We start from the raw sequence: 25,078 nt of genomic DNA on the forward strand, positions 1-25,078 counted from the left end.
CTGTGGGTGAAAAAGAGAAAGAATTTGCTGTCATTGGGCTTGGACGTTTTGGTGGAAGTATTTGCCGGGAACTCGCTCAATTAGGTATGGAAGTAATGGCAATTGATTCAGATGAGGATAAAATTAATGAGTTTGCAAATATAGCTTCACATGCTGTAATTGCAGATTCAACAGATGAGATGGTATTAAAAAGTCTTGGTATTCGTAATTTTGATCATGTAGTCGTTGCTATTGGAGACAATTTAAATTCAAGTATTTTAACAACATTAATTCTGAAAGAGTTAGGTGTAAAAAATATTACTGTAAAAGCTCAAAATGATTACCATGAAAAAGTGTTAAGTAAAATAGGGGCAGATCACATTGTGCACCCAGAGCGTGATATGGGAAAAAGGATTGCTAATAATATTGCATCAAGTAATGTATTAGACTATCTTGAGCTTTCAGATGAGCATAGTATTGTAGAGATTATAGCAAATAAAAAAATTGATGGTCATTCTTTAATCGAATTAGATATTCGTGCGAAGTTTGGATTGAATATTGTAGCGATTAAACGTGGTAAAGAAGTCATTGTATCTCCTCGAGCTACGGAAAATATTCAAGCGGGAGATATATTAATTGTAATTGGTCATGACGATGAAGTAGATCGTTTTAAACACTTTTTAAGATAAGAGAAAAGGACAATACCTTCACGGTATTGTCCTTTTTCTTATATCTCCATAATGATTGGTAAAATCATTGGACGACGTTTCGTTTTCTCATACAGGAATGGTGCTAATGTGTCTGTAATTTCATTTTTAATTTCAGACCATTGTGTTGTTTTGCGTTCCATTACTTTTTCTAAATGAGTTGTAATCAATGTTTGAGCATCATTAATTAAATCACTACTTTCCCGCATATAAACGAAACCACGTGAGATAATATCAGGTCCTGCTGCAACTTTAAATTCTTTCATATCAATGCTTACAACTACAATAACAAGTCCTTCTTCAGAAAGGATACGACGATCGCGTAATACGATATTACCGATATCTCCAATACCATTTCCGTCAATATAGACAGAGCCAGATGGTATTTTACCAGCTACGCTTGCTTCATCAGAACGTAAGGCAAGAACATCTCCATTATCCATGATGAAACAGTTTTCTTCTGGAATACCACAATCATTTGCTAATTTCATATGCATACGTTGCATACGATATTCACCATGAATTGGCATGAAATACTTCGGTTTAATTAGACGAAGCATTAGTTTTTGTTCTTCTTGTCCGCCATGTCCACTCGTATGAATGTTTGACAGTTTTCCGTGGATTACATCAGCACCAGCACGATACAACATGTTAATTGTACGGCTTACGCTAATTGTATTACCAGGGATTGGTGAAGAAGAGAAAACAACTGTGTCGCCAGGAATGATTTGAATTTGACGATGAGTACCATTAGCAATACGTGAAAGTGCTGCCATTGGCTCACCTTGACTACCTGTACATAAAATAACAACCTTATTCGCTGGTAGGCGGTTTAGTTGAGCTGTATCTATGAATGTATCCTTTGGACAGCGAATATAACCAAGGTTTTGTCCGATTTCAATCGCTGCTTCCATACTTCGACCGAACACAGCAACTTTACGATTGTTTTCAACAGCTGCTTCAACAACTTGTTGTAGACGATGGATATTTGATGCAAAGGTTGCGAAGATAATACGACCTTCTACTTTGCGGAAAATATCTTGAATACTATCACCAACACGGCGCTCAGACATTGTAAAGTTTGGAACTTCACTGTTTGTACTGTCAGATAAGAGACAAAGTACACCGTCTTTTCCGATTTCAGCCATTTTTGTTAAGTCCGCTGGTTCACCGACTGGTGTAAAATCAAATTTGAAATCACCAGTATGAACAACTTGTCCTTGAGGTGTTTTCACAACAACTCCGTATGAATCCGGAATACTGTGAGTTGTACGGAAGAAGGAAACAGACGTCTTTTTAAATTTAATAACATCATCTTCTTGAATTTCATAAAGTTTTGCTTTACGAAGTAATCCGTGCTCTTCTAATTTGTTTTTGATTAGTGCAATTGCTAATTTCCCACCATAAATCGGAATGTTTACTTGACGTAATAAGTAAGGAATTCCACCGATATGATCTTCGTGACCATGTGTAATGAATAATCCTTTAATTTTATCTTCGTTTCGCACAAAATAAGTGTAATCTGGTATTACATAATCGATTCCGAGGAGTTCGTCTTCTGGAAATTTAATTCCAGCATCAATAATAATAATTTCATCTTGAAATTGAACAGCATATGTATTTTTACCGATTTCTCCAAGTCCACCTAAAGCGAAAACGGCAGCCTGATCATTCTTTAGAAATTTCATATGACTATACGATTTCCGCTAATGTTAAATCAGCGTTTTGTTTTTCATATTCAAGATGAGCACCAGTAACAGATTGAACGAACTCGATATTATATGCGAACTTATTTAATTTTTTACGAACATCCTTTTCAGACGTAGCCTCTAAATATAAAACTTTTGTATTTTCACGTACTGGAACCTCAGTCGTTTTTTCTTGATAAAATACTTTAAAAATCATTTGGAAAACCTCTCCTTGTCTATGTTTTGCATTATCTGTTACTTATTATAAAGCAAACAGTCACGATTTTCATGTTTTTTCGAATGAGAATGAAGAAAAAGCCCGAAATGGGCACAATTTAAGCGATTGTCTTTTTACGGACTAGATCTTTTAAATAACGCTTGAGCTTTTTCTTCAGCTTCTTCAGCATGATTACTCCTTCCTTTCCTTATTTTAAACATGCATATTACTAGTGAAAACTCCGTCTCTGATAAAGAAAGAGGACAAAAGTGAATGTTGAATCTTGTCCTTTCGCATACAGGGAAAGTTATTCTATAGTAACGATTAGTAGCCGTTAGTTATAGGTATAGTATGAGAAAGAATAGAGAAGAAAATTCATACGAACAAGTATCCACATTTTTTACTAATATATATATGCAGGTTTCATAAATAAGGTCAGAAAGTGAACGCTTTCTTCACAGATGTTTAATATGTTATACTTTTTTTTAGCATTTGAAAAGCGATAATCAAAATAGGAATATAGAGTACCAGAAAGGATTTTGACAAATGAATGATAAAATTGTCTTTTTTGATATTGATGGAACATTATTAGATCATGATAAAAAAATTCCGCAATCTACACGAGATGCAGTAAAGCAGTTACAAGAAAAAGGTGTGCATGTAGCAATTGCAACTGGACGTGCGCCGTTTATGTTTGAAGATATTCGTAAGGAACTCAATATACATAATTATGTTAGTTTTAATGGACAGTACGTTGTATTTGAAGATGAGGTAATATTTAATAACCCGTTACATCCGGCTGCCTTGCATAAGTTTACTCAGTTTGCAAAACAAGAAGGATATCCACTTGTATATCTTGATCATCAAGACATGAGAGCATCTGTAGAATATCATGATTATGTGAAAGAAGGTTTTGGGAGTTTAAACTTTGAACATCCGGCATATGAACCTGATTTTTATGAGAAACGTAATATTTATCAAACACTTCTTTTCTGTGAAGTGAATGAGGAGGAAAAGTTTATTAATCAGTACCCAGACTTTCATTTCATTCGCTGGCATGCGTATTCAATGGATATCATTCCAAATGGTGGTTCTAAGGCAAAAGGGATTGAAAAATTCATTGAGAAATTAGGATTTAACCGTGAACAAGTGTATGCATTTGGAGATGGCTTAAATGATTTAGAAATGATTGAAGCGGTTGGGACAGGTATTGTGATGGGAAATGGTCATGAAGACTTGAAAAAACTTGCAAATCACGTGACAAAGGATGTTAGTGAAGACGGCATATATCATGGATTAAAATGGGCGGGATTGCTATAAGTGAATATGAAACCCATTTCATATAAAAAAGGCGGAAGATTAACTCCCGCCTTTTTTATTATCGCTCTAGAGGTTTTGAATCGTCAGGAGCAGCAAATGGATTTTCTTTATTAATGTGGTCATAGAACATAACACCATTTAAATGGTCAATTTCATGCTGAAATACGATTGCTGGTAAACCTTTTAAACGTAATTTTACTTCTTCACCGTTGATAGATGTTGCTTTCACTGTAATTCTTGTGTAACGGGGGACATAACCAGGTACTTCGCGGTCTACAGAGAGACAGCCTTCCCCGCTTTGTAAATATGTACGTTCAACAGAATGACTAATGATTTTTGGATTGAATAATGCATGACTATATAACGTACCGTCCGTATCAGTTACATGAACCGCTATCATTTTCTTTGAAATACCGATTTGCGGAGCCGCTAATCCGATTCCAGGGCGTAAACTATATTTTTCAGCCATTTCAGGATCTTGGCTATTTATTACGAATTCAATCATTTCTTTAAGGGTAGTTGTATCTTCTTCGCTCGCCGGCATTGATACCTCTTCTGCAACGTTTCGCAAAATAGGATCTCCTTCGCGAATTACATCTTTCATTGTAAGCATATGTAATCTCTCCTTTCTTTTTTAGTCTACCAAAGGAGAGGGGAAAAGTCATCGACAAGTAGTGTAAGCGCTTTGGAAAGCGTTCTACTATAGAATATTTATGTATGTAATAAAAAGAAAAGACGGCAAAGCCGTCTGTTTCTTTCCATAGTTGTTTCATTTTACATTAGCGAATGCAAGCAGCACCAACGATAATTAAAAGAATAAACAACACAACGATTAAGGCGAAGCCGCGTCCAGATCCGCCACAAGAACCGCCATAACCGTAGGAAGGATATGAACAAGTTGGATAGCAATATGAGTATCCGTACATGAGATGACCTCCTTTATCATTTCCCGCTAATACTGCGGTTACTATAATGTATGGAGGGGAGAGTAGAAATGTATGGGTAATTACCTATAAAAGGAAGAAGAGTTTGTATAATTTTGTTAAGAAGAGAGAAAAACTAAAGAGAATTAAATCGTTTACATATTATTCTAAGAGAAAAAACAAGTTAAAAAGGGAATAATATAACAGTAGGTCAATGCTTACTAATACAGATGTGAAAAATAAAAACACGTTTGTGTAGAAGAAACCTGCAGATTATTTATAAAAAAACGTATTCAAAGTAATTGACATCGTAATTAGAATAGTTGTAAACTAAAAAACGTGATCAAGATTGTATTAATATGTTTCTGAAAAAACATTAGTACAGATTGTTAGGTACACAAAATTATTCTCAACCGACAGATAAATTTGTTGGTTTACATTGTTGCGTTTTCAGTCTAGCTAATAGATAGTGAAAGCGTTTCAGAATATGGTTCAAGAGAGGAAGAGGTGAACGGAATGGGTACTAAAACAAAAAAGACCCTATTTAATGTTGATGAGCAAATGAAAGCTATCGCAGCTCAATTTGAAACATTACAAATTTTAAATGAAAAAGGCGAAGTTGTGAATGAAGCAGCTATGCCTGAATTATCTGATGATCAATTAAAAGAATTAATGCGCCGTATGGTGTATACTCGCGTACTAGATCAACGTTCTATTTCTTTAAACCGTCAAGGACGTTTAGGTTTCTACGCACCAACAGCTGGACAAGAGGCTTCTCAATTAGCAAGTCATTTCGCACTTGAAGCAGAAGATTTCATCTTACCAGGATATCGTGATGTGCCACAATTAGTATGGCACGGTTTACCATTATACCAAGCATTCTTATTCTCTCGTGGACATTTCATGGGTAACCAAATGCCTGAGAATGTAAATGCACTTGCTCCACAAATCATCATCGGTGCGCAAATCATCCAAACTGCTGGTGTTGCGTTAGGTATGAAACTACGTGGTAAAAAATCTGTTGCAATTACTTACACTGGTGACGGTGGTGCTTCACAAGGTGACTTCTACGAAGGTATGAACTTTGCGGGTGCATTCAAAGCTCCAGCAATCTTCGTTGTACAAAACAACCGTTATGCAATCTCTACTCCAGTAGAAAAGCAATCTGCAGCTAAAACTGTAGCGCAAAAAGCAGTAGCAGCAGGTATTTACGGAATTCAAGTAGACGGTATGGACCCATTAGCTGTATACGCAGCAACTGCTTTCGCTCGTGAGCGTGCAGTAAACGGCGAAGGCCCTACTTTAATCGAGACTTTAACATTCCGTTACGGTCCACATACAATGGCTGGTGATGACCCAACTCGTTACCGTACAAAAGATATCGAGAACGAATGGGAACAAAAAGATCCAATCGTACGCTTCCGTGCATTCTTAGAAAACAAAGGCCTATGGTCTCAAGAAGTTGAAGAGAAAGTAATCGAAGAAGCAAAAGAAGATATCAAACAAGCAATTGCTAAGGCTGACCAAGCTCCAAAACAAAAAGTTACTGATTTAATGGAAATCATGTACGAAAAAATGCCTTACAATTTAGCTGAACAATATGAAATTTACAAAGAAAAGGAGTCGAAGTAAGCCATGGCTCAAATGACAATGATTCAAGCAATCACTGATGCTTTACGCGTTGAAATGAAAAATGACCCTAACGTACTTGTGTTTGGTGAAGACGTTGGTGTAAACGGCGGTGTATTCCGTGCTACTGAAGGTTTACAAGCTGAATTCGGTGAAGATCGTGTAATGGATACTCCACTTGCAGAGTCTGGTATTGGTGGACTTGCAGTTGGACTTGCATTAGAAGGCTTCCGTCCAGTTCCAGAAATCCAATTCTTCGGTTTCATTTATGAAGTAATGGATTCAGTTTCTGGTCAATTAGCTCGTATGCGTTACCGTTCTGGTGGACGTTGGACTGCTCCAGTAACAATTCGTTCTCCATTCGGTGGCGGTGTTCATACTCCTGAACTACATGCTGATAGCTTAGAAGGATTAGTGGCTCAACAACCTGGTCTAAAAGTTGTTATTCCATCTACTCCATACGATGCAAAAGGTCTTTTAATCTCTGCGATTCGTGACAACGATCCAGTTATCTACTTAGAGCATATGAAATTGTACCGTTCATTCCGTCAAGATGTACCAGAAGGCGATTACACAATTGATTTAGGTAAAGCTGATATCAAACGTGAAGGTACAGATGTATCTGTTATCGCTTACGGTGCTATGGTTCATGCTGCATTAAAAGCTGCTGAAGAACTTGAAAAAGAAGGTATCTCTTTAGAGGTAGTTGACTTACGTACAGTTCAACCATTAGATATCGAAACAATCATCGCTTCTGTTGAAAAAACAGGCCGCGTAGTTGTAGTTCAAGAAGCACAAAAACAAGCTGGTATTGCAGCTAACGTTGTAGCGGAAATTAACGACCGTGCAATCTTAAACTTAGAAGCTCCAGTTGTACGTGTTGCAGCTGCTGATACAGTATTCCCATTCTCTCAAGCTGAGAGCGTATGGTTACCAAACCATAAAGATATTGTTGAAGCTGTTAACAAAGTAATGAACTTCTAATTTTTAGCTTTTCATGTGCAAAAGAAATCAGCACATGCTGGTTTCTTTTGTACATATTCCATAATAATGAAATGAATCAGGGGGCTGAATTCCGTGGCATTTGAATTTAAACTACCAGATATCGGTGAAGGTATCCACGAAGGTGAAATCGTAAAATGGTTTATTAAACCAGGCGATGAAGTAAACGAAGACGATGTACTTCTTGAAGTACAAAATGATAAAGCAGTAGTAGAAATCCCTTCTCCTGTTAAAGGTAAAGTACTTGAAGTACTTGTAGAAGAAGGAACAGTTGCAATTGTAGGAGATACATTAATTAAATTTGATGCTCCTGGATACGAAAACCTTAAATTTAAAGGTGACGATCATGATGCAGCTCCAAAAGCTGAAGAAGCAGCAGTAGAAGCTCCAGCAGCGGAAGCTACTCCAGCAGCAACTGCAGAAGTAGTAAATGAGCGCGTAATCGCTATGCCATCTGTTCGTAAATATGCTCGTGAAAACGGCGTAGACATTCATAAAGTAGCTGGTTCTGGTAAGAACGGCCGTATCGTAAAAGCTGACATCGATGCATTTGCAAATGGTGGACAAGCAGTAGCAGCAACTGAGGCTCCAGCAGCAGTAGAAGCTACTCCAGCAGCAGCGAAAGAAGAAGCACCAAAAGCACAACCAATCCCAGCTGGTGAATATCCAGAAACTCGTGAGAAAATGAGTGGTATCCGTAAAGCGATTGCAAAAGCAATGGTTAACTCTAAGCATACAGCTCCTCACGTAACATTAATGGATGAAATTGATGTAACTGAGCTTGTTGCTCACCGTAAGAAGTTCAAAGCTGTTGCAGCTGACAAAGGTATTAAATTAACTTACCTTCCATACGTTGTTAAAGCTTTAACATCTGCATTACGTGAATACCCAATGTTAAACACTTCTTTAGATGATGCTTCTCAAGAAGTAGTTCATAAACATTACTTCAACATCGGTATCGCAGCTGATACAGACAAAGGTCTATTAGTACCAGTTGTTAAAGATACAGATCGCAAGTCTATCTTCACTATTTCTAACGAGATCAATGATCTTGCTGGTAAAGCACGTGATGGTCGTTTAGCTCCGGCTGAAATGAAAGGTGCTTCTTGCACAATTACAAACATTGGTTCTGCAGGTGGACAATGGTTCACTCCAGTTATCAACCACCCAGAAGTAGCAATCCTTGGTATCGGCCGTATCGCTGAGAAGCCAGTTGTGAAAAACGGTGAAATCGTTGCAGCTCCAGTATTAGCATTATCTCTAAGCTTTGACCATCGTTTAATTGACGGCGCAACTGCTCAAAAAGCATTAAACCAAATTAAACGTCTATTGAATGACCCACAATTATTAGTAATGGAGGCGTAATAACAATGGTAGTAGGAGATTTCCCAATTGAATTAGATACAGTCGTTGTTGGTGCAGGTCCTGGTGGATACGTTGCGGCAATTCGTGCAGCACAATTAGGTCAAAAGGTAGCAATTATCGAAAAAGCTAACCTTGGTGGCGTATGCTTAAACGTTGGATGTATTCCTTCAAAAGCGTTAATCAATGCAGGTCATCGTTATGAGAATGCAATGCATTCTGATGACATGGGTATCACTGCAGAGAACGTAAAAGTTGACTTTACAAAAGTTCAAGAATGGAAAAACGGCGTAGTTAAGAAATTAACTGGCGGTGTTGAAGGCCTTCTTAAAGGTAACAAAGTTGAAATCATTCGCGGTGAAGCTTACTTCGTAGATGCTAATACATTACGCGTAATGACTGAAGATGCAGCACAAACGTATACGTTTAAAAATGCTGTTCTTGCAACTGGTTCTACACCAATCGAAATTCCAGGATTCAAATACTCTAAACGTGTTATCAACTCTACAGGCGCTTTAAGCTTACCTGAAATTCCTAAAAAACTTGTTGTAATCGGCGGCGGTTACATCGGTATGGAATTAGGAACTGCATATGCTAACTTCGGTACAGAAGTTACTGTAGTAGAAGCTGGCGACGAAATCTTAGCTGGTTTCGAAAAAGCTATGAGCTCTGTTGTTAAACGTGCTCTTCAAAAGAAAGGTAACGTAAATATCCATACAAAAGCTATGGCTAAAGGCGTTGAAGAAACAGAAACTGGCGTAAAAGTTAGCTTTGAAGTTAAAGGTGAAATCCAAACTGTAGAAGCAGATTACGTATTAGTAACTGTAGGTCGTCGTCCAAACACTCAAGAAATCGGTCTTGAGCAAGTTGGAGTTAAAATGACTGACCGCGGCATCATCGAAATCGATGAGCAATGTCGTACAAACGTATCAAACATCTATGCAATCGGTGATATCGTTCCTGGACCACCATTAGCTCACAAAGCTTCTTACGAAGGTAAAGTAGCTGTTGAAGCAATTAGTGGCCATGCATCAGCAATCGATTACATCGGAATTCCTGCAGTATGCTTCACTGATCCAGAATTAGCATCTGTTGGTTACACTAAGAAACAAGCTGAAGAAGCAGGAATGACAGTAGCTGTATCTAAGTTCCCATTCGCTGCAAACGGTCGTGCGTTATCATTAAACAGCACTGACGGTTTCCTACAACTTGTAACACGTAAAGAAGATGGTCTTCTTGTAGGTGCTCAAGTTGCAGGTGCAGGCGCTTCTGATATTATCTCTGAGATTGGTTTAGCTATCGAAGCTGGAATGACAGCAGAAGATATCGCTCAAACAATCCACGCTCACCCAACATTAGGTGAAATCACAATGGAAGCAGCTGAAGTTGCTCTTGGAATGCCAATTCACATTGTAAAATAATTTAAGTAATGAAAATAACCCATCTCTTATTGAAAGAGATGGGTTATTTTTATTTTAATAAAATGGCTTGCAAGGTCTTTATATGTACTTGTCGAATGAATATATAATACTTTAAATGAACCGTTAGAACATATGTTAATTCAAAAGTAGTATATATGCTTTCCTATATTATGTAATTGATTCAAACTTAATCCCATATATTAATAAAATAGAGCATGTCAAAGGAGAAGGTTCCATGAGAATATTACATGTTATATTTTATCATTTTTTATTATGGAGTGGTTTTTCCGTTGTATTATCATTGTCAAATGGTGATAAGTTGCATTACAAGGTAATGCTATTTTTTGTATTTCTTTATTTAGCATATGTGATCGCATATTTTGTATTGCATACCAGAAAGCAGGCTTTATTCCTTACGTGTTCAAATTGCATACTATTTTTAATTATATTTTCTATTTCTTAAATTAACGTTTATAGAAATACATTGTTCTTCCATTAAATAATTGTAATTCTCCTTCTAATTTCTTCGCTAGAAAACGGCAAAATTCATTTGCTTTTCCTTTATCACCAAATGTTGCATTAGGTGGTAAAGAAATCTGAATAAAAGATTGTTCCTTTTCTATACCGACACCAACATAAATGGAGTCATATCGATCGTGAGTAGATTGTAGTTTTAATGTTGTTGCTGATGTGTCTAAAATTTCATAGGGAAAAGCGGTATTTGTATAAGCATAATTAATTTGAACACCAGTTTTGGAAGTAACTGTTTGATAGTAAAGAAAAAGTTGTTTTATATCATCTATTGAAACAGAGTGTTGATTGGATTTAGGTACAAGCGTAATAAATGCATGTTGCATATAAGTTCCCCCTAACTTAGTAGAATACTATCATTCTACATCCTACTGAATTTTTTGACAATTAAAAGGAGTATTCCTTTTTTTGTTTAATATACTAGTGAAAGGTGATGTAGAAAGGTGGAAACCGATGTTTGAAAAATTGTATGATGAGCATGAAAGTGTGAAGGTACGATTTTTGGGGTTTATGACACATGATACTCGTTATGATTTTGGTGTTATTTATACAAATATGTTTTTTGGAAAGCCACTCATTGTTTGCATGCAAACAGGAAGGTCTACTTTACTTGGACGAGATGATGTAGAGAATGTTCAACATATACAGGAAATTTTTAAATTAGGGTCAGAAGAGGAAGCGGCAGAGTTAGCTCAGTTTTTCAAATTTTTAGTCCCATCTACTTCTTTGCATGCGGAATATGAAGAATAGTTAATGTAAAACAGTCGTATGTATAAATATGGCTGTTTTTTTGTTTGAATATCGCATACTAATTTAAATTAAAAATATTTAATGTGTTATACTAAAAACCTATTGACGTAAAAAGTATAACATATTAAAATAAAGACAGAAAGTTAAGCGGTTACAAAAGTTTTTGGGATTATAAACTTAGGGGGAAATGAAAAATGGGAACGATCGTATGTCAAGATTGTGAAGGTACAATTGCACACTTCGAGGATGAAAAAGTAACGGTACTTTACGGGAAATGTGGATCTTGCGGATGTGATCACACAGAGCATACAAAAGCCCAATAATTAATAGGAAATGGACAACTAAAAGTTTTTAGGACCATAAACTTAGGGGGAAATGAAAAATGGGAACAATCGTATGCCAAGTATGTGAAGGAACAATCGGTCATTTTGAAGATGAAAAAACGACAGTGCTTTACGGGAAATGTGGTACAAATTGTGAATGTGCTAAAAGAGACAAGGCGAAAGCTTAATTATAGATAAGTAGATTATTATTAAAACTCAGGGGGAAATGAAAAATGGGAACAATCGTATGCCAAGTATGTGAAGGAACAATCGGACATTTTGAAGATGAAAAATCAACAGTACTATACGGGAAATGTGGATCTCATTGCGAATGTGACCATAAAGAACATACAAAAGCTTAAATAAGAAAAAGCGCCTACATATGTAGGCGCTTTTTTAATAAATTGTAGTTGTATTGCCAACAGTTGCAACGATTGCATCATCTCTAATTGGAATAAATCCTATCGATGTCTGTGGAGTGCTAGGAGAGGCGTAGTGGCTCATGAGACGGCTATCAATACGGGTAATAGTATCGGTCAAGAAAGCTGAAATAAAAGCGTAAGGGACTCGTCGTTCATTTAGTGAGTATATAATTTCCTCTTTTGTTTTCACACCTACGCCATGTCCGTAAAAAAAGAAATTTCCTAGATAGATTGTATTTTCTCCTTGCCACTCGATTGTAGCTGGATTCACTTGTGGATTTTTAAAATAAACGAGGTCACCTGGAACAAGATCGCCACCCGTTTTTGTTATGAGCTTTAAATCTTGATCGTAGTCCCACGTATATAGTAAAAGGTTTGCAAAGAGACGGTTGAAAGTTTCTTCCTCATACAATGATAGTAAAGCTTTGTAAAAAATAATAATCATAGCGGTGGCACATTCAGTTCCATATAGTTTTCCGTTTTTGAAAATATCTTGTATGGCAATGGAAGGGGGTATGTTTGGAAGGAGCTCGAACCCTCCAAGTGACGTTCTTTTCCAATACTGAGGGTTGCAAAAGGATTGTTGAAATGTGCGAAACTGAAATCCACTTTGAAAAAGTTCTAATGCAGAAGTAATAATATTAACGCGCAAATTTAGATCAAAGCTGAGTTCATCAGATGTTCGGAAGGAATAAATTTCTTGATTTCCTGCCATTATCGATAAAATTTGTTGTTTCTCAGCTGCAAATGGCTCATATTCATTTGTGATATAAGGATGTACAATAGAACGGCCTATTACAATCATAATAGTATCCCCACCTATACGTTACATTACTTAATATCGTATGAGAAAAGGGAAAAAGGGTGAAAGAAAAGCCTATCAACTGATAGGCTTGTACTCTTTAATCACACGTAAAGTTTGTAATGTCATATCTTCAGGACCTTGTACAGGTAAACCTGCTTCTAAGTTTTTACGAATATACTCTAAGTTATCTTGTGTAATAATTTCCCCCGGAGTAAAGATTGGAATCCCTGGCGGATAAACCATAACGAAATCAGCTATAATACGACCTGCTGCATTTTCAAATGGAATGACTTCTGTTTCCGAATAAAAAGCATCTCGAGGAGAAAGTGCTAGCACTGGTATTTCTGGAATTTCTACTTGTATTTGAACACCTTTATCGGCTTGATTTCTAAATGTTGCTGCTAAATCTTGTAATGCTGCAATAAGTGTATTTGTCTCACTTTCTGTATCTCCGAAAGTGACAAGACATAGTATGTTGTATAAATCTGAGAGTTCTACTTCAATGTTATATTGCTCTCTAAGCCATACTTCAGCCTGATGGCCTGTAATACCTAAATCTTTTACAGATACAATTATCTTTGTAGGATCATAGTTAAAAGTAGCATCCGTACCTAACATTTCTTTCCCAGGACAGTAAAGATGCTCAATATCATTTATAGCATCACGAACTTGTTCTGCTAATTGTATTGTTTGTTCTATGAGTGCTGTTCCTTCTGTAGCAAGACGTTTTCTAGCAACATCTAGGGATGCTAACAAGATGTAAGAAGTTGATGTAGTCGTAAGCATGCTAATAATAGATTGAACATGTTTTACGTTCACAAGCCCTTCCTTCACATTAAGAATAGAACTTTGCGTTAAAGATCCTCCTAATTTGTGAACACTTGTTGCTGCCATATCTGCACCGGCTTGCATCGCTGACATCGGCAATTCATCGTGAAAATGAATATGAACACCATGAGCCTCATCAACTAGTACAGGGATATCATAAGAATGTGATAATTGTACAATTTGTTCTAAGTCTGCAGCAAAGCCAAAGTATGTTGGGTTAATAACAAGTAAGCCTTTCGCATCTGAATGCTCTTCAAGTGCCTTTTTGACAGATTGAATTGTAATTCCATGTGAAATACCCAGTTTTGGATCGATTTCAGGATGCATGAAAATCGGTTTTGCACCTGAGAAAATAATAGCTGACATTACTGATTTATGCACGTTTCGTGGCACTAGGATTTTGTCACCAGGACCGCAAACGCTCATCACCATTGTCATTATTGCACCACTTGTACCTTGAATAGAAAAGAAAGTATGATCTGCACCAAATGCAGCTGCTGCTAAATCTTGTGCTTCTTTAATCATACCTTTTGGATGATGTAAATCATCGAGTGGCGCAATATTAATTAAATCAATTGCTAATGCATTATGCCCAATAAATTCGCGAAATGTAGGATCCATGCCCTGTCCTTTTTTATGACCAGGAATATGGAATTGAATTGGATTTCGCTTACTGTGCTCAACTAAAGCGGTAAACAATGGTGTTTCGTATTGGGACAATCTATACACCCCTTCTTTTTCATAATATTTATTAGAGTTTGTTTTATATAATCTTGTTCTAAAAAAGTTAAGTGCTTTTTAGAATGAGACTTGTTTTTCTGCCAATCACAAAAGCGTTTTTGAGATGGTAGGTTCACTTTATTTTCTATAAAACAAAAGCATTATATCACCAATAATTATAGATGTATAGAAAAAAATATTTTTACAGTAAGTATGTTAAATAGTTATTTCCAATTAACTTATAGAGGAAGACAATTCCATCATAAGGAATAAATAGTGTATAATGCAAAGTGGCTATAGTAAAGAAGAAAAAATTTCTTTAAGATAGCATATTGAAATAAGAAGAAATGATAAATGAGGTGCAAAATGGAATATCAATATCCGCTAGATTATGATTGGTCAAATGAGGAAATGGTAGCAATTGTGAAGTTTTATGAAGCAATTGAGAAAGCATATGAAAAAGGAATTATAAGAGAAGAATTAATGGGATTATATCGTCGTTTTAAAGAGATTGTTCCATCGAAAGCAGAAGAGAAGAAAATTGATAAAGAGTTTCAAGAAATAAGTGGGTATTCTATATATCGTGCGATTCAGAGGGCTAAAGAAGTCGAAGAACAAAAGCTTGTGAAAATGTAAAAAATATTTTGAAAAATAAAAACTGAAGTGATATAATGTGATAACAACTAAAAACGGACAATATAAATTGTCCGTTTTCTACTATCGATTACAAAGTGCATATAAAGGAAGGAGTGATTGCATCGTAGATTCAATCTTAGCAAGGAATTGTTCGTTGGTCATTGCTGAAAACTCCTCTGGTGATATATGAATACCAACTAATAATTCTGCTTTTTTCACAGTAGCTAGACGTTCAATCATCTTTTGTAAGTCTTCTGTTTCAAGTGTTTTATGTAATTTTACACTTGGTTTAGTATGGTCAATGGACCAAACGAAGTCATTTGGAATATTTGTTTTTAAATCATTTAAATGTTCTAAGAAGGCGTGAGCCGTCTCCACTTTTTGTGGACACTCATAGATTAAACCAAAGTATATGAAGGCATGAGTACCCCATAACCCAATTTGGAAATGTGGCAGCATTTTATATCCGCGTTTATTTGTTGAAAAAGCAACCCAAGTATCGTTTGGTGGATTGACTTTGCGACGTGCATGTTTTGCTACATGATAAAAAAAGTTCTCATCAGTTTGTTTGGATAAATACGTTGCAAACTGTTCCCCTAAAGCTTCCAGCTTAGGATGAATGTTCGTTTTAATTGCACTCATTCGTTCTTCGAGACCATCAACTGTAAAGACCTCAAAATCAGTTGACTTGAATGTTTGTAGTGTCATGATTGTTCCTCCAACTCCTATTTTGCTTTTATTTTAGCACAGCTTGTACTATTCATAAAAAAAACAGCACAAAAAAATTTAAATAAAAAAATATAATTTTGTTGCATAGATGATTTATCCAACATAGTATAGTATAAAACAAAAAATCAGAAAATTGAATTAATTCTAGTCCGAGGGCAGACGAATATTGGGAGGAGGCAAATAATATGAGACAGGTGATTAATGCGTTAAAGAGAACAGATGCTGAAAAGAGAATACCGGTGCTACGTTTGGAGCTAGATTATGAATTAGCAACTTTATATGATGCGATGATGGAAAATGATAAACTGAAAAAAGAAGAGTGTGTACAAAAGTTAGAAGTGTTAAGACTTGAAATGATTCGTTTAGAAGCGTAATAATAGTATATGTATAAAAAATTAGTTGGTGCGAACCTTATAAAGGGTTCGTTTTTTCTGTGAACAGTATAGATCGGAGTGTTTAAACATGCAAGAAGTATGGAAAGACATCGATGCACACGCCAAACAGTGGATTCGAGATGCAGGAGAGTTTTTAATGGCATCAATGGAAAAAGCACTTATTATAGAAACGAAATCCAATGCAGCTGATTTAGTAACAAATATGGACCGAGAAATAGAACAGTTTTTAATTGGGAAAATTAAAGAAACATTCCCGAACCATAATATTTTAGGAGAAGAAGGTTATGGAGATGAGGTAAGTTCTTCTGATGGGGTTGTTTGGTTAATTGATCCAATTGATGGCACGATGAACTTTGTTCATCAAAAAAGAAATTTCGCAATTTCAATTGGAATTTATGAGAACGGTATCGGAAAGGTTGGACTTATTTATGATCCAGTTCATGATGAATTATACCATGCGGTAAAGGGAGCTGGAGCATTTTGTAATGAAGTACCAATACCTTTATTGGAAAAAGGAACTGTAGAGCAAGGTATTGTAGCTTTAAATGCGATATGGCTTACCGACAATTCATTGCTTAATAAGGAAAGTATGATGGCACTGGTTAAGAAAGCGAGAGGCACGAGATCATATGGCTGTGCAGCGTTAGAGATGGTATACGTTGCAACAGGAAGAATAGATGCATATGTAACGCCGAGATTATCACCATGGGATTTTGGTGGGGGACAGATAATTGTAGAGGAAGTTGGAGGCAAGGTGACAACATTTTCTGGAGCCCCGCTTTCTATCGTAGAGAAGAGCAGTGTATTAGTTGCAAAACCAGGAGTGTACGAAGAGGTGTTACGATTTATAGCGGAGTAACAAAAAAAGTAAGAGGCTGTATAAGCGCTTCTTACTTTTTGACGTTATTGCGATTTACGCATTTTTCTTTTTGTTACAAAACCGTATCCAACTGTAACAAATGTGCCGATAATGCAAATAATAATACCGATGGGACTATTTTCAGCAACCATAATACCAATACCGATTAAGAAAATAACACCGATAATTGCAGTTAATAAAAAGCGATATTGAATGTGTTCCATTTCTTCACCCTCCAATCTCATTTTACTTTCACAAAAGTAAGAATACAACTATATTTTCATTCTTGATTTTATTTTGATTGCCATTGTATCCCCTTCGCTCTTATAATAGAGAAGGATTAAAAAGACATTAGGAGTTGGACATGTTGAAAAAACGACAAGATTTACGAAATATAGCAATTATTGCCCACGTTGACCATGGTAAAACAACACTTGTTGACCAGTTATTACGTCAAGCGGGGACGTTCCGTGCGAATGAACATATTGAAGAACGCGCAATGGACTCAAACGATCTAGAAAGAGAACGTGGTATTACAATTTTAGCGAAGAATACTGCGATTCACTATGAAGATAAAAGAATTAACATTTTAGATACACCTGGTCACGCTGACTTTGGTGGAGAAGTAGAACGTATTATGAAAATGGTTGATGGTGTTCTACTTGTTGTTGATGCATATGAAGGTTGTATGCCACAAACACGATTTGTTTTAAAGAAAGCTCTTGAGCAAAACTTAACTCCAATCGTTGTTGTAAACAAAATTGACCGTGACTTCGCTCGCCCTGATGAAGTAGTTGATGAAGTAGTTGACTTATTCATCGAACTTGGTGCAAACGAAGATCAATTAGAGTTCCCAGTTGTATTTGCATCAGCAATGAACGGAACAGCAAGCTTAGATTCAAATCCAGCAAATCAAGAAGAGAATATGAAATCATTGTTTGACACAATTATTGAACATATTCCAGCACCAGTTGATAACAGCGAAGAGCCACTTCAATTCCAAGTAGCACTTCTTGATTACAATGACTATGTTGGTCGTATCGGGGTTGGTCGCGTATTCCGTGGTACAATGAAAGTAGGACAACAAGTTGCATTAATGAAAGTTGATGGAACTGTAAAACAATTCCGTGTAACGAAATTATTTGGTTACATTGGATTAAAACGTCAAGAAATTGAAGAAGCAAAAGCTGGAGATTTAGTAGCTGTTTCAGGTATGGAAGACATTAACGTAGGTGAAACAGTATGTCCGGTTGAGCATGAAGAGGCTTTACCATTATTACGTATTGATGAGCCAACACTACAAATGACATTCCTTGTAAATAACAGCCCATTTGCAGGTCGTGAAGGTAAATTTATTACATCTCGTAAAATTGAAGAGCGTCTTCGTTCACAATTAGAAACAGATGTAAGTTTACGTGTAGATAATACAGATTCTCCTGATGCGTGGATCGTATCTGGACGTGGAGAATTACATTTATCTATCCTAATTGAAAACATGCGTCGTGAAGGTTATGAACTACAAGTATCTAAGCCTGAAGTAATTATTAAAGAAGTTGATGGCGTAAGATGTGAGCCTGTAGAGCGCGTGCAAATTGATGTACCTGAAGAATACACTGGTTCTATTATGGAATCTATGGGTGCACGTAAAGGTGAAATGTTAGATATGGTGAATAACGGAAACGGTCAAGTTCGCCTTACTTTCATGGTTCCAGCACGTGGTTTAATTGGTTACACAACAGAATTCTTAACATTAACTCGTGGTTACGGTATTTTAAACCATACATTCGATTGCTACCAACCAGTACACGCTGGACAAGTTGGTGGACGTCGCCAAGGTGTTCTAGTTTCACTTGAAACAGGAAAAGCATCACAATACGGTATTATGCAAGTTGAAGACCGTGGTGTAATCTTCGTTGAACCAGGTACAGAAGTATATGCTGGTATGATTGTAGGAGAACACACTCGTGAGAATGACTTAACAGTTAACGTTGTAAAAATGAAACAACAAACTAACATTCGTTCTGCGACGAAAGATCAAACTTCAACAATGAAAAAACCACGCTTGATGACTTTAGAAGAGTCATTAGAGTACTTAAACGATGATGAGTTCTGTGAAGTAACTCCAGAATCAATTCGTCTACGTAAAAAGATTCTTGATAAGAGCGAGCGCGAAAGAGCTGCTAAGAAGAAGAAATCTGTAGAAGCGTAAAATAATAGAACAGCTGCCTTTGAAGGGTAGCTGTTTTTTTTATTGTATATATTTTTGGAATATTTACTCTTTTTTGTGGACAGTATTTTTTTTGCGGGTTACTCTTGTATTAAGTACATAAATAAAATTTGTTTTTGTGAGAAAGGGGGATGAATGATGTTAGAAAGAATGTCGTTTTTTGCGAAATTATGTAAAGTTGATGAAAATCCAGAACTAGGGATGTGGTTGCTGTATGGCATCATTGTTATATTAAGTGCACTTGTGTATAATTTAGGTTTTGCAAGAAAACTATCAATAATAAAAAATATAGTGATATATATATCGTTAGCGATTGGGTGTACAGTTTTAACTTTCTTTGCAGTTTTTTTACCTGTTGGAGAGGGGCTTGTTGTAGCGGCAATTGTACTTGGGATTTATAGGTTGCGTTTACGTCAAGCAAGACAACAAAAAGCAGGGTGAGGGGGGGAGTTTTATGCGCTCAGTACAAGATGCATTATATAATTGGTTAACAATTAAAACAGTTGCCGAAGCACGTCCAGATGATCGTGCTGCAAAAGAAACGTATTTGTTATTTCAGAATATGATATATGAGGAACATAAATTAAAGAATGTGGAAGTTAAAAAGAATGAAGAAATGTATTTGATTACATATGAAATGAATGGAGAAAGAAAATCTGCAAGGTTTCCATTAGAAGCTATTGATTGTTTTTTGGATCAAATGAATCGTGAACCTGAAAAATATAAATAAGTCCTTATCTATATGATTAAGGACTTATTTACATTTTACCAATCGTCTTCGACTTTTTTATCACGATATAATCGAAAATTACCACTTGCATGACGTTCCATCGTACGTTCTGCAATTCGTTCCGAACATTCCATGCACATATATGTATGAATAGGGCGATTACGCAGTTTTTTTGCCATAGGATTTTCATCATCTAACATATCTTTTTTATCACAAATCATGCATTTGACTCTCATTTCGTCACCTCAATACGAATTCTATCAGTATAAGTATATCATGGAAGTGTAATGTTTTTGAATAATAGCGGGAAAAAATAATATTTTCGCAATTCGAAAAATAAGTTATGATAAGGATATATTAAGTATATTTGGAGGTGGAAATATGGCGAATGTAGTAGAGCCTACATTAACAGATGATTTAGTACAAACGTTACGTAAAGAATGTATTGTTATGGTAGCAACAACAGATTTCGAAAAACAAGTTCCTAACGTAAGTGCTATTTCTTGGGTGTATGCAGTAAGTAAAACTAGTATTCGATTTGCAGTAGATCAACGTTCACGTATTGTGGAAAATATACGGCATAGTACTGGGGTAGTATTGACTATAATGGCGAATGAATCCGTATTTTCCATAAGTGGTGCAGGTGAAATTTTGACTGATAGAATGGAAGGCATTTCTCTAAAATTAACTGTAATAGAAGTAAAGGTACAAGAAGTACGTGATGTTATGTTTTATGGTGCAAAACTTGCAACTGAACCAACATATGAAAAAACATATGATCTTCGGGCAGCAAAAAAGCTTGATAACCAAGTGTTAGTAGGAATGAAAGAATTATAAATGTGATAAATAAGAGAGTCAGTTATGAACTTTTGTAATCAGTTATTGTGATTTTATGTTAATAATTATAATTAAAAGTAATATATTGAATAGAAATGAATAAAAAATAAATAAAAGGTTTAATGGCTATAAATTTCGATTCTACCTCGTTTATACGGTACATATAATTATAACAATGGTTCGTCCATATTTTATGGATGAAACCCTTGTTCTACAAATTTAAAAGTGGAGTCAGGGGGTAACAGGTTGGATAAAATTTATGTGTTAGATACGAATGTACTTTTGCAGGATCCTTTATCTATTTTTTCATTTGAAACCAATGAAGTAGTGATTCCAGCAGTTGTATTAGAAGAGGTTGATTCGAAAAAACGTTATATGGATGAAGTAGGACGAAACGCTCGTTATGTCTCTAAGTTAATAGACAAATTTCGTGAAATAGGAAAGCTGCATGAAAGTATTCCGCTAGAAAACGGCGGTACATTTCGTATTGAGTTAAATCATCGTTCATTTGTTCAATTACAAGATATTTTTGTAGAAAAAACAAATGATAATCGAATTTTAGCAGTAGCAAAAAATCTATCTTTAGAAGAACAAGAAAAAGAGGACGGGAAATCTGTTATTTTAGTAAGTAAAGACGTGCTCGTAAGGGTAAAAGCTGATGCAATTGGTTTGAAGGCGGAAGATTATTTAAGTGATCGTGTAATTGAAGTAGACAATATATATTCAGGATTTTTAGAAGGGTATATATCAAAAGAGCAATTGGATTATTTTTATGAAAAAGGCGAATTGCCTTTATCCGAAATTGCAAATCATCCTTTTTATCCAAATCAGTTTGTAGTAATGAAAGATGCATTAGGGGGATCAAGTTCAGCACTTGGCATTGTGGATCACTTAGGTAAGAAGGTAAAGAAACTTATTTTTCACAATGAACAAGTATGGGGGATACGCCCACGAAATGTGCAGCAAATTATGGGATTAGAATTGTTGCTTCGTGAAGATATTCCGCTTGTAACATTAACGGGGAAAGCTGGTACAGGAAAAACATTACTAGCGTTAGCTTCGGGGCTCATGCAAACGGAAGATTTAGGGCTATATAAAAAACTACTCGTTGCAAGGCCAATTGTTCCAGTCGGAAAAGATATCGGTTATTTACCAGGAGAAAAAGAAGAAAAGTTAAGACCGTGGATGCAACCGATTTTTGATAATCTAGAGTATTTATTTAATACGAAAAAGCCAGGAGAGTTAGATGCTATTTTAGCTGGAATGGGTTCGATTGAAGTAGAAGCTCTTACCTATATACGTGGGAGAAGTATTCCAGATCAGTTCATTATAATTGACGAAGCGCAAAATTTAACGAAGCATGAAGTGAAAACGATATTAACGAGGGTAGGAGAAAAAAGTAAAATCGTATTGATGGGAGATCCTCAGCAAATTGATCATCCGTATTTGGATGAATATAATAACGGTTTAACATATGTTGTAGAGAAGTTTAAAGAGCAACGTATTAGTGGTCATGTAAAGTTTGTTAAAGGGGAGCGATCTAATTTAGCTCAACTAGCAGCAGATTTATTATAAAAGGAGTGAGCCTTGGCTCACTCCTTTTTCTTCCAAGTATACATTTTAAATCATTGTAAATTTACGGATGTTACGGATTGGATTTTGTCTATTAGATCCATCATTGTAATATAGATGAACAGGTCCATCCTCTTTTAATGGTTTTCCTTCTTTTGAAAAACCAAGAATAGCATTTTTGACAGTTTCTAATGGAAGCGTTATTGTATCGTCTACTGTTTCGATCTCGACTTGCGTAGCGTCCTCTAAAATTTCGGCGTTAGCAAGAAATGGATGAAATGGTATACCAAATGTCCCGGTAATCAGTTGTTCTTTTTTATATTTCTTTACACTTTGTTGTATTGGCGGGAAGGCAGCACCATCACGGATTTCACGATCCCAATGTTCTGAAGTGTTTTTTAAGTAAGCTTCTAGTTCAGACGTGTTTTCTCTCGTTTCATCAAAGTAAGTTGTCAAATCTACTTTTCGATCATCAAAGATCCAAACGGTTGGATCGATAGTGATTGGAAAACGAACTTTTCCATTAATAAATAAAATTTCGCTCATTGTTGTTCCCCCATTTGTGTTATACTCCCACTTTTCAGTATAATAGTATTAGACACGGTTGTCACAAAAAATGTTTCTATTGCAATTTATTAAAACTATCGCTAATATTAATAGATATGAGAGAGTAGGACGGAAACGGAGGGAATCAATTTGGCGTCTGAGACAGTATCAAATCATCAGGAAAAGGCACTAGCCCTTCTACAAGCGGATGCGGAGAAGATTTTAAGACTTATTAAGGTGCAAATGGACCATCTTACAATGCCGCAATGTCCATTATATGAAGAAGTGTTAGACACGCAAATGTTTGGACTATCCCGCGAGGTCGATTTTGCAGTTCGCCTTGGTCTTATTGCAGAAGAACAAGGGAAGGCAATGTTAGGAGAGCTTGAACGTGAGTTATCTGCACTTCATGAAGCATTTACAAACAAACAACAATAACGGGTTCAAATAAGGGGGCTCAAACTGAAAAAGTTTGGGCTTTTTATTTGTATAATAAAGCAGGAAGAATCAATGTACATATGGAATACAACAATAATTAAATTGGAACAGAGAGAGGAAATGAAATGAAAAGAGTATGGAAATCAATGGATTATTCATTATTACTTCCTCTTGTTATCTTATGTGTGTTGGGAGTTATAATGGTATATAGTTCTAGTTCCATTGTCGCGATTTCATCGAAATATAACTGGCCAGCAGATTACTTTTTTAAAAAACAATTAGTTGCTCTTGCTATTGGAACGGTAATGCTTGTGATTGTCGTTATAATCCCTTACAAATTTTGGAAGAAAAAAATAGTTCTTACAGCGATGGGGTTAGGGAGTATTGGCTTACTAACAGCAGCTTTCCTTTTCGGTAAGGTAATCAATGGTGCAAAAGGGTGGATACTAGGTATACAACCAGCTGAGTTTGTAAAAATAGCAGTTATTATTACGCTAGCAAGTTTTTTTGCTAAGAAACAAGAGAGGCAAACCCCTTTTTTCCAAGGGATAATACCTCCCCTATTTGTTGTCGGTGGATCGATGGTATTAATTTTATTACAAAATGACTTAGGGACTGACATATTAATAGGTGGAACAGTGTTAATTATGTTCTTCTGTTCAGGAGTTAATGTTAACTTATGGATAAAAAGATTTTTATTAACATCTGTCGTGTGGATTCCGGCGTTGTATTTTATCGGAACCTATAAATTAAGTGACTACCAAAAAGCTCGATTTTCAGTTTTTCTTGATCCATTTAGTGATCCGCAAAAGGATGGATTTCAATTAATAAATTCGTTTATTGGAATTGCTTCAGGTGGGTTAAATGGTAGAGGATTAGGAAATAGTATACAAAAGTATGGCTACTTACCAGAGCCACAAACGGATTTTATTATGGCAATTATATCTGAAGAACTAGGTTTTGTAGGTGTAGCTATCATTTTAATCTGTTTATTACTTATTATCATTCGCTCGTTTAGAGTGGCACAAAAATGTAAAGATCCATTTGGAAGTTTAATTGCGATCGGAATCGCAAGTTTAATTGGAATACAAACTTTTGTTAATGTTGGTGGTATGTCTGGATTAATACCGCTTACAGGAGTACCTTTACCGTTTATTAGTTATGGTGGTAGTTCCTTATTGGCTAATCTAATCGCGATGGGTATATTATTAAATATTGCTAGTCATGTAAAACGACAAGAGAAACAACAAAATGAGATAACGAAAGAAAGAGAGCAAGATGGACCACGTCTTGTAGTTGTAAAATAAAAAACACATTGTGCTTTAGAGCATGATGTGTTTTTTATTTTTAAATATGATGTATTAATTTCTCTTTTAGTTAAAAGATATATCACATTAAGTTTAATGTGATATACAATTAAGTTGTTAGAAAAGGAAGAGGTATGCTATACTATTTTTGTGAAACAAATTGATCAGAAAACTT

The 25,078-nt window shown here is 35.8% G+C and carries 32 protein-coding genes; 21 read left to right on the forward strand and 11 right to left on the reverse strand.

The window, feature by feature from the left end:
• The first annotated feature begins 2 nt into the window (after positions 1 to 2).
• Positions 3 to 668 (forward strand): potassium channel family protein, encoded by a 666-nt coding sequence (locus QCI44_RS07740; RefSeq protein WP_000504032.1) that lies wholly within the window; start codon positions 3 to 5, stop codon positions 666 to 668.
• Between the two features lie 38 nt (positions 669 to 706).
• Here QCI44_RS07740 and rnjA read toward each other — a convergent pair whose 3' ends face one another.
• The gene (gene rnjA, locus QCI44_RS07745) at positions 707 to 2,374 is read right to left on the reverse strand and encodes a ribonuclease J1 (protein WP_000670370.1); all 1,668 of its coding nucleotides are present in this window, start codon (positions 2,372 to 2,374) and stop codon (positions 707 to 709) included.
• A gap of 4 nt (positions 2,375 to 2,378) precedes the next feature.
• Positions 2,379 to 2,591 carry a DNA-dependent RNA polymerase subunit epsilon gene (locus QCI44_RS07750; RefSeq protein ID WP_016086514.1) on the reverse strand — a complete coding sequence of 71 codons (213 nt, stop codon included), beginning with the start codon at positions 2,589 to 2,591 and terminating at the stop codon, positions 2,379 to 2,381.
• 546 nt (positions 2,592 to 3,137) lie between these two features.
• On the opposite strand from QCI44_RS07750, the gene QCI44_RS07755 reads away from it, so the two are divergent.
• Positions 3,138 to 3,911 carry a Cof-type HAD-IIB family hydrolase gene (locus tag QCI44_RS07755; RefSeq protein ID WP_016086515.1) on the forward strand — a complete coding sequence of 258 codons (774 nt, stop codon included), beginning with the start codon at positions 3,138 to 3,140 and terminating at the stop codon, positions 3,909 to 3,911.
• A gap of 58 nt (positions 3,912 to 3,969) precedes the next feature.
• On the opposite strand, the gene def is transcribed toward QCI44_RS07755, so the two are convergent.
• On the reverse strand, positions 3,970 to 4,524 hold the full coding sequence (gene def / locus QCI44_RS07760; protein WP_016086516.1) for a peptide deformylase: 555 nt from the start codon (positions 4,522 to 4,524) through the stop codon (positions 3,970 to 3,972).
• A 166-nt stretch (positions 4,525 to 4,690) separates the two neighbouring features.
• A complete protein-coding gene (locus QCI44_RS07765; protein WP_000274562.1) occupies positions 4,691 to 4,837 on the reverse strand; it encodes a YjcZ family sporulation protein in 147 nt (48 codons plus the stop codon).
• 513 nt (positions 4,838 to 5,350) lie between these two features.
• Between QCI44_RS07765 and pdhA the strand changes: the two genes are divergently transcribed.
• The 5 genes from pdhA to QCI44_RS07790 all read left to right on the forward strand — a co-directional run bounded on the left by pdhA (position 5,351) and on the right by QCI44_RS07790 (position 10,711).
• A complete protein-coding gene (gene pdhA, locus QCI44_RS07770; protein WP_000536893.1) occupies positions 5,351 to 6,466 on the forward strand; it encodes a pyruvate dehydrogenase E1 component subunit alpha in 1,116 nt (371 codons plus the stop codon).
• Between the two features lie 3 nt (positions 6,467 to 6,469).
• Positions 6,470 to 7,447: a pyruvate dehydrogenase complex E1 component subunit beta gene (gene pdhB / locus QCI44_RS07775; protein WP_000068162.1), complete on the forward strand. Its 978-nt coding sequence runs from the start codon at positions 6,470 to 6,472 to the stop codon at positions 7,445 to 7,447.
• Positions 7,448 to 7,540: 93 nt separating this feature from the next.
• Positions 7,541 to 8,830 (forward strand): pyruvate dehydrogenase complex dihydrolipoyllysine-residue acetyltransferase, encoded by a 1,290-nt coding sequence (pdhC, locus tag QCI44_RS07780; protein WP_016086517.1) that lies wholly within the window; start codon positions 7,541 to 7,543, stop codon positions 8,828 to 8,830.
• 5 nt (positions 8,831 to 8,835) lie between these two features.
• Entirely contained in the window at positions 8,836 to 10,248 is a 1,413-nt protein-coding gene (lpdA, locus tag QCI44_RS07785) for a dihydrolipoyl dehydrogenase (protein ID WP_000260106.1), read from the forward strand.
• A gap of 235 nt (positions 10,249 to 10,483) precedes the next feature.
• Positions 10,484 to 10,711, forward strand: a complete 228-nt coding sequence (locus tag QCI44_RS07790) for a hypothetical protein (protein WP_016086518.1) — start codon at positions 10,484 to 10,486, stop codon at positions 10,709 to 10,711.
• Position 10,712: 1 nt separating this feature from the next.
• Here QCI44_RS07790 and QCI44_RS07795 read toward each other — a convergent pair whose 3' ends face one another.
• Positions 10,713 to 11,105: a DUF1885 family protein gene (locus tag QCI44_RS07795; protein ID WP_016086519.1), complete on the reverse strand. Its 393-nt coding sequence runs from the start codon at positions 11,103 to 11,105 to the stop codon at positions 10,713 to 10,715.
• A 127-nt stretch (positions 11,106 to 11,232) separates the two neighbouring features.
• Here QCI44_RS07795 and QCI44_RS07800 point away from each other — a divergent pair, with 127 nt between their 5' ends.
• The 4 genes from QCI44_RS07800 (at position 11,233) to QCI44_RS07815 (ending at position 12,214) form a co-directional block, all read left to right on the forward strand.
• Positions 11,233 to 11,529: a DUF3055 domain-containing protein gene (locus QCI44_RS07800; protein ID WP_033659890.1), complete on the forward strand. Its 297-nt coding sequence runs from the start codon at positions 11,233 to 11,235 to the stop codon at positions 11,527 to 11,529.
• Positions 11,530 to 11,723: 194 nt separating this feature from the next.
• Complete coding sequence (locus QCI44_RS07805; protein ID WP_000536778.1) at positions 11,724 to 11,852, forward strand: GapA-binding peptide SR1P; 129 nt, start codon at positions 11,724 to 11,726, stop codon at positions 11,850 to 11,852.
• Between the two features lie 59 nt (positions 11,853 to 11,911).
• Entirely contained in the window at positions 11,912 to 12,040 is a 129-nt protein-coding gene (locus QCI44_RS07810) for a GapA-binding peptide SR1P (protein ID WP_016086521.1), read from the forward strand.
• Positions 12,041 to 12,085: 45 nt separating this feature from the next.
• Positions 12,086 to 12,214 carry a GapA-binding peptide SR1P gene (locus QCI44_RS07815; RefSeq protein WP_000536796.1) on the forward strand — a complete coding sequence of 43 codons (129 nt, stop codon included), beginning with the start codon at positions 12,086 to 12,088 and terminating at the stop codon, positions 12,212 to 12,214.
• 34 nt (positions 12,215 to 12,248) lie between these two features.
• Here QCI44_RS07815 and QCI44_RS07820 read toward each other — a convergent pair whose 3' ends face one another.
• Together QCI44_RS07820 and speA are read right to left on the reverse strand one after the other, a co-directional pair.
• Positions 12,249 to 13,079 carry a protein-glutamine gamma-glutamyltransferase gene (locus tag QCI44_RS07820; protein ID WP_016086523.1) on the reverse strand — a complete coding sequence of 277 codons (831 nt, stop codon included), beginning with the start codon at positions 13,077 to 13,079 and terminating at the stop codon, positions 12,249 to 12,251.
• 75 nt (positions 13,080 to 13,154) lie between these two features.
• Complete coding sequence (gene speA, locus QCI44_RS07825) at positions 13,155 to 14,627, reverse strand: arginine decarboxylase (RefSeq protein ID WP_016086524.1); 1,473 nt, start codon at positions 14,625 to 14,627, stop codon at positions 13,155 to 13,157.
• A 366-nt stretch (positions 14,628 to 14,993) separates the two neighbouring features.
• Here speA and QCI44_RS07830 point away from each other — a divergent pair, with 366 nt between their 5' ends.
• Positions 14,994 to 15,263: a UPF0223 family protein gene (locus QCI44_RS07830; RefSeq protein WP_016086525.1), complete on the forward strand. Its 270-nt coding sequence runs from the start codon at positions 14,994 to 14,996 to the stop codon at positions 15,261 to 15,263.
• 81 nt (positions 15,264 to 15,344) lie between these two features.
• Here the strand turns inward: QCI44_RS07830 and QCI44_RS07835 are convergent, their stop codons facing one another.
• Positions 15,345 to 15,971, reverse strand: a complete 627-nt coding sequence (locus tag QCI44_RS07835; protein WP_000175087.1) for a YktB family protein — start codon at positions 15,969 to 15,971, stop codon at positions 15,345 to 15,347.
• A gap of 206 nt (positions 15,972 to 16,177) precedes the next feature.
• Here QCI44_RS07835 and QCI44_RS07840 point away from each other — a divergent pair, with 206 nt between their 5' ends.
• Together QCI44_RS07840 and QCI44_RS07845 are read left to right on the forward strand one after the other, a co-directional pair.
• Positions 16,178 to 16,366 carry a hypothetical protein gene (locus QCI44_RS07840; RefSeq protein WP_001250166.1) on the forward strand — a complete coding sequence of 63 codons (189 nt, stop codon included), beginning with the start codon at positions 16,178 to 16,180 and terminating at the stop codon, positions 16,364 to 16,366.
• Positions 16,367 to 16,454: 88 nt separating this feature from the next.
• A complete protein-coding gene (locus QCI44_RS07845) occupies positions 16,455 to 17,246 on the forward strand; it encodes an inositol monophosphatase family protein (protein WP_016086526.1) in 792 nt (263 codons plus the stop codon).
• Between the two features lie 44 nt (positions 17,247 to 17,290).
• Here QCI44_RS07845 and QCI44_RS07850 read toward each other — a convergent pair whose 3' ends face one another.
• Positions 17,291 to 17,470 carry a DUF5325 family protein gene (locus tag QCI44_RS07850; protein WP_000400129.1) on the reverse strand — a complete coding sequence of 60 codons (180 nt, stop codon included), beginning with the start codon at positions 17,468 to 17,470 and terminating at the stop codon, positions 17,291 to 17,293.
• Between the two features lie 140 nt (positions 17,471 to 17,610).
• On the opposite strand from QCI44_RS07850, the gene typA reads away from it, so the two are divergent.
• From typA to QCI44_RS07865, 3 genes are all read left to right on the forward strand, one after another.
• On the forward strand, positions 17,611 to 19,455 hold the full coding sequence (typA, locus tag QCI44_RS07855; protein ID WP_000914755.1) for a translational GTPase TypA: 1,845 nt from the start codon (positions 17,611 to 17,613) through the stop codon (positions 19,453 to 19,455).
• A gap of 156 nt (positions 19,456 to 19,611) precedes the next feature.
• Entirely contained in the window at positions 19,612 to 19,914 is a 303-nt protein-coding gene (locus QCI44_RS07860; protein WP_016135268.1) for a YlaH-like family protein, read from the forward strand.
• A 13-nt stretch (positions 19,915 to 19,927) separates the two neighbouring features.
• Positions 19,928 to 20,203 carry a hypothetical protein gene (locus QCI44_RS07865; protein ID WP_001258133.1) on the forward strand — a complete coding sequence of 92 codons (276 nt, stop codon included), beginning with the start codon at positions 19,928 to 19,930 and terminating at the stop codon, positions 20,201 to 20,203.
• 35 nt (positions 20,204 to 20,238) lie between these two features.
• Here the strand turns inward: QCI44_RS07865 and QCI44_RS07870 are convergent, their stop codons facing one another.
• Positions 20,239 to 20,439 (reverse strand): YlaI family protein, encoded by a 201-nt coding sequence (locus QCI44_RS07870; RefSeq protein WP_001995040.1) that lies wholly within the window; start codon positions 20,437 to 20,439, stop codon positions 20,239 to 20,241.
• A 145-nt stretch (positions 20,440 to 20,584) separates the two neighbouring features.
• On the opposite strand from QCI44_RS07870, the gene QCI44_RS07875 reads away from it, so the two are divergent.
• Both QCI44_RS07875 and QCI44_RS07880 read left to right on the forward strand, forming a co-directional pair.
• Positions 20,585 to 21,040, forward strand: a complete 456-nt coding sequence (locus QCI44_RS07875; RefSeq protein WP_016086528.1) for a pyridoxamine 5'-phosphate oxidase family protein — start codon at positions 20,585 to 20,587, stop codon at positions 21,038 to 21,040.
• Between the two features lie 246 nt (positions 21,041 to 21,286).
• Complete coding sequence (locus tag QCI44_RS07880) at positions 21,287 to 22,615, forward strand: PhoH family protein (protein WP_000358079.1); 1,329 nt, start codon at positions 21,287 to 21,289, stop codon at positions 22,613 to 22,615.
• Between the two features lie 45 nt (positions 22,616 to 22,660).
• Here the strand turns inward: QCI44_RS07880 and QCI44_RS07885 are convergent, their stop codons facing one another.
• A complete protein-coding gene (locus tag QCI44_RS07885; protein ID WP_016086529.1) occupies positions 22,661 to 23,158 on the reverse strand; it encodes a molybdopterin-binding protein in 498 nt (165 codons plus the stop codon).
• A 150-nt stretch (positions 23,159 to 23,308) separates the two neighbouring features.
• Between QCI44_RS07885 and QCI44_RS07890 the strand changes: the two genes are divergently transcribed.
• On the forward strand, positions 23,309 to 23,596 hold the full coding sequence (locus QCI44_RS07890) for an Fpa/YlaN family protein (protein ID WP_000135695.1): 288 nt from the start codon (positions 23,309 to 23,311) through the stop codon (positions 23,594 to 23,596).
• Positions 23,597 to 23,721: 125 nt separating this feature from the next.
• Positions 23,722 to 24,903 (forward strand): putative lipid II flippase FtsW, encoded by a 1,182-nt coding sequence (gene ftsW, locus QCI44_RS07895; protein ID WP_016086530.1) that lies wholly within the window; start codon positions 23,722 to 23,724, stop codon positions 24,901 to 24,903.
• The last annotated feature ends 175 nt before the right edge of the window (positions 24,904 to 25,078 follow it).

This window comes from Bacillus cereus group sp. RP37, from assembly GCF_040459695.1.
Classification (GTDB): Bacteria; Bacillota; Bacilli; order Bacillales; family Bacillaceae_G; genus Bacillus_A.

Excerpts from the sequence above, each read along its gene's own strand:
- rnjA (WP_000670370.1), bottom strand. The coding sequence starts at position 2,374 with ATGAAATTTCTAAAGAATGATCAGGCTGCCGTTTTCGCTTTAGGTGGA.
- QCI44_RS07750 (WP_016086514.1), bottom strand. The coding sequence starts at position 2,591 with ATGATTTTTAAAGTATTTTATCAAGAAAAAACGACTGAGGTTCCAGTA.
- QCI44_RS07755 (WP_016086515.1), top strand. The coding sequence starts at position 3,138 with ATGAATGATAAAATTGTCTTTTTTGATATTGATGGAACATTATTAGAT.
- def (WP_016086516.1), bottom strand. The coding sequence starts at position 4,524 with ATGCTTACAATGAAAGATGTAATTCGCGAAGGAGATCCTATTTTGCGA.
- QCI44_RS07765 (WP_000274562.1), bottom strand. The coding sequence starts at position 4,837 with ATGTACGGATACTCATATTGCTATCCAACTTGTTCATATCCTTCCTAC.
- pdhA (WP_000536893.1), top strand. The coding sequence starts at position 5,351 with ATGGGTACTAAAACAAAAAAGACCCTATTTAATGTTGATGAGCAAATG.
- pdhB (WP_000068162.1), top strand. The coding sequence starts at position 6,470 with ATGGCTCAAATGACAATGATTCAAGCAATCACTGATGCTTTACGCGTT.
- lpdA (WP_000260106.1), top strand. The coding sequence starts at position 8,836 with ATGGTAGTAGGAGATTTCCCAATTGAATTAGATACAGTCGTTGTTGGT.
- QCI44_RS07790 (WP_016086518.1), top strand. The coding sequence starts at position 10,484 with ATGAGAATATTACATGTTATATTTTATCATTTTTTATTATGGAGTGGT.
- QCI44_RS07795 (WP_016086519.1), bottom strand. The coding sequence starts at position 11,105 with ATGCAACATGCATTTATTACGCTTGTACCTAAATCCAATCAACACTCT.
- QCI44_RS07800 (WP_033659890.1), top strand. The coding sequence starts at position 11,233 with ATGTTTGAAAAATTGTATGATGAGCATGAAAGTGTGAAGGTACGATTT.
- QCI44_RS07805 (WP_000536778.1), top strand. The coding sequence starts at position 11,724 with ATGGGAACGATCGTATGTCAAGATTGTGAAGGTACAATTGCACACTTC.
- QCI44_RS07810 (WP_016086521.1), top strand. The coding sequence starts at position 11,912 with ATGGGAACAATCGTATGCCAAGTATGTGAAGGAACAATCGGTCATTTT.
- QCI44_RS07815 (WP_000536796.1), top strand. The coding sequence starts at position 12,086 with ATGGGAACAATCGTATGCCAAGTATGTGAAGGAACAATCGGACATTTT.
- QCI44_RS07820 (WP_016086523.1), bottom strand. The coding sequence starts at position 13,079 with ATGATTGTAATAGGCCGTTCTATTGTACATCCTTATATCACAAATGAA.
- QCI44_RS07830 (WP_016086525.1), top strand. The coding sequence starts at position 14,994 with ATGGAATATCAATATCCGCTAGATTATGATTGGTCAAATGAGGAAATG.
- QCI44_RS07835 (WP_000175087.1), bottom strand. The coding sequence starts at position 15,971 with ATGACACTACAAACATTCAAGTCAACTGATTTTGAGGTCTTTACAGTT.
- QCI44_RS07840 (WP_001250166.1), top strand. The coding sequence starts at position 16,178 with ATGAGACAGGTGATTAATGCGTTAAAGAGAACAGATGCTGAAAAGAGA.
- QCI44_RS07845 (WP_016086526.1), top strand. The coding sequence starts at position 16,455 with ATGCAAGAAGTATGGAAAGACATCGATGCACACGCCAAACAGTGGATT.
- QCI44_RS07850 (WP_000400129.1), bottom strand. The coding sequence starts at position 17,470 with ATGGAACACATTCAATATCGCTTTTTATTAACTGCAATTATCGGTGTT.
- typA (WP_000914755.1), top strand. The coding sequence starts at position 17,611 with ATGTTGAAAAAACGACAAGATTTACGAAATATAGCAATTATTGCCCAC.
- QCI44_RS07860 (WP_016135268.1), top strand. The coding sequence starts at position 19,612 with ATGTTAGAAAGAATGTCGTTTTTTGCGAAATTATGTAAAGTTGATGAA.
- QCI44_RS07865 (WP_001258133.1), top strand. The coding sequence starts at position 19,928 with ATGCGCTCAGTACAAGATGCATTATATAATTGGTTAACAATTAAAACA.
- QCI44_RS07870 (WP_001995040.1), bottom strand. The coding sequence starts at position 20,439 with ATGAGAGTCAAATGCATGATTTGTGATAAAAAAGATATGTTAGATGAT.
- QCI44_RS07875 (WP_016086528.1), top strand. The coding sequence starts at position 20,585 with ATGGCGAATGTAGTAGAGCCTACATTAACAGATGATTTAGTACAAACG.
- QCI44_RS07885 (WP_016086529.1), bottom strand. The coding sequence starts at position 23,158 with ATGAGCGAAATTTTATTTATTAATGGAAAAGTTCGTTTTCCAATCACT.
- ftsW (WP_016086530.1), top strand. The coding sequence starts at position 23,722 with ATGAAAAGAGTATGGAAATCAATGGATTATTCATTATTACTTCCTCTT.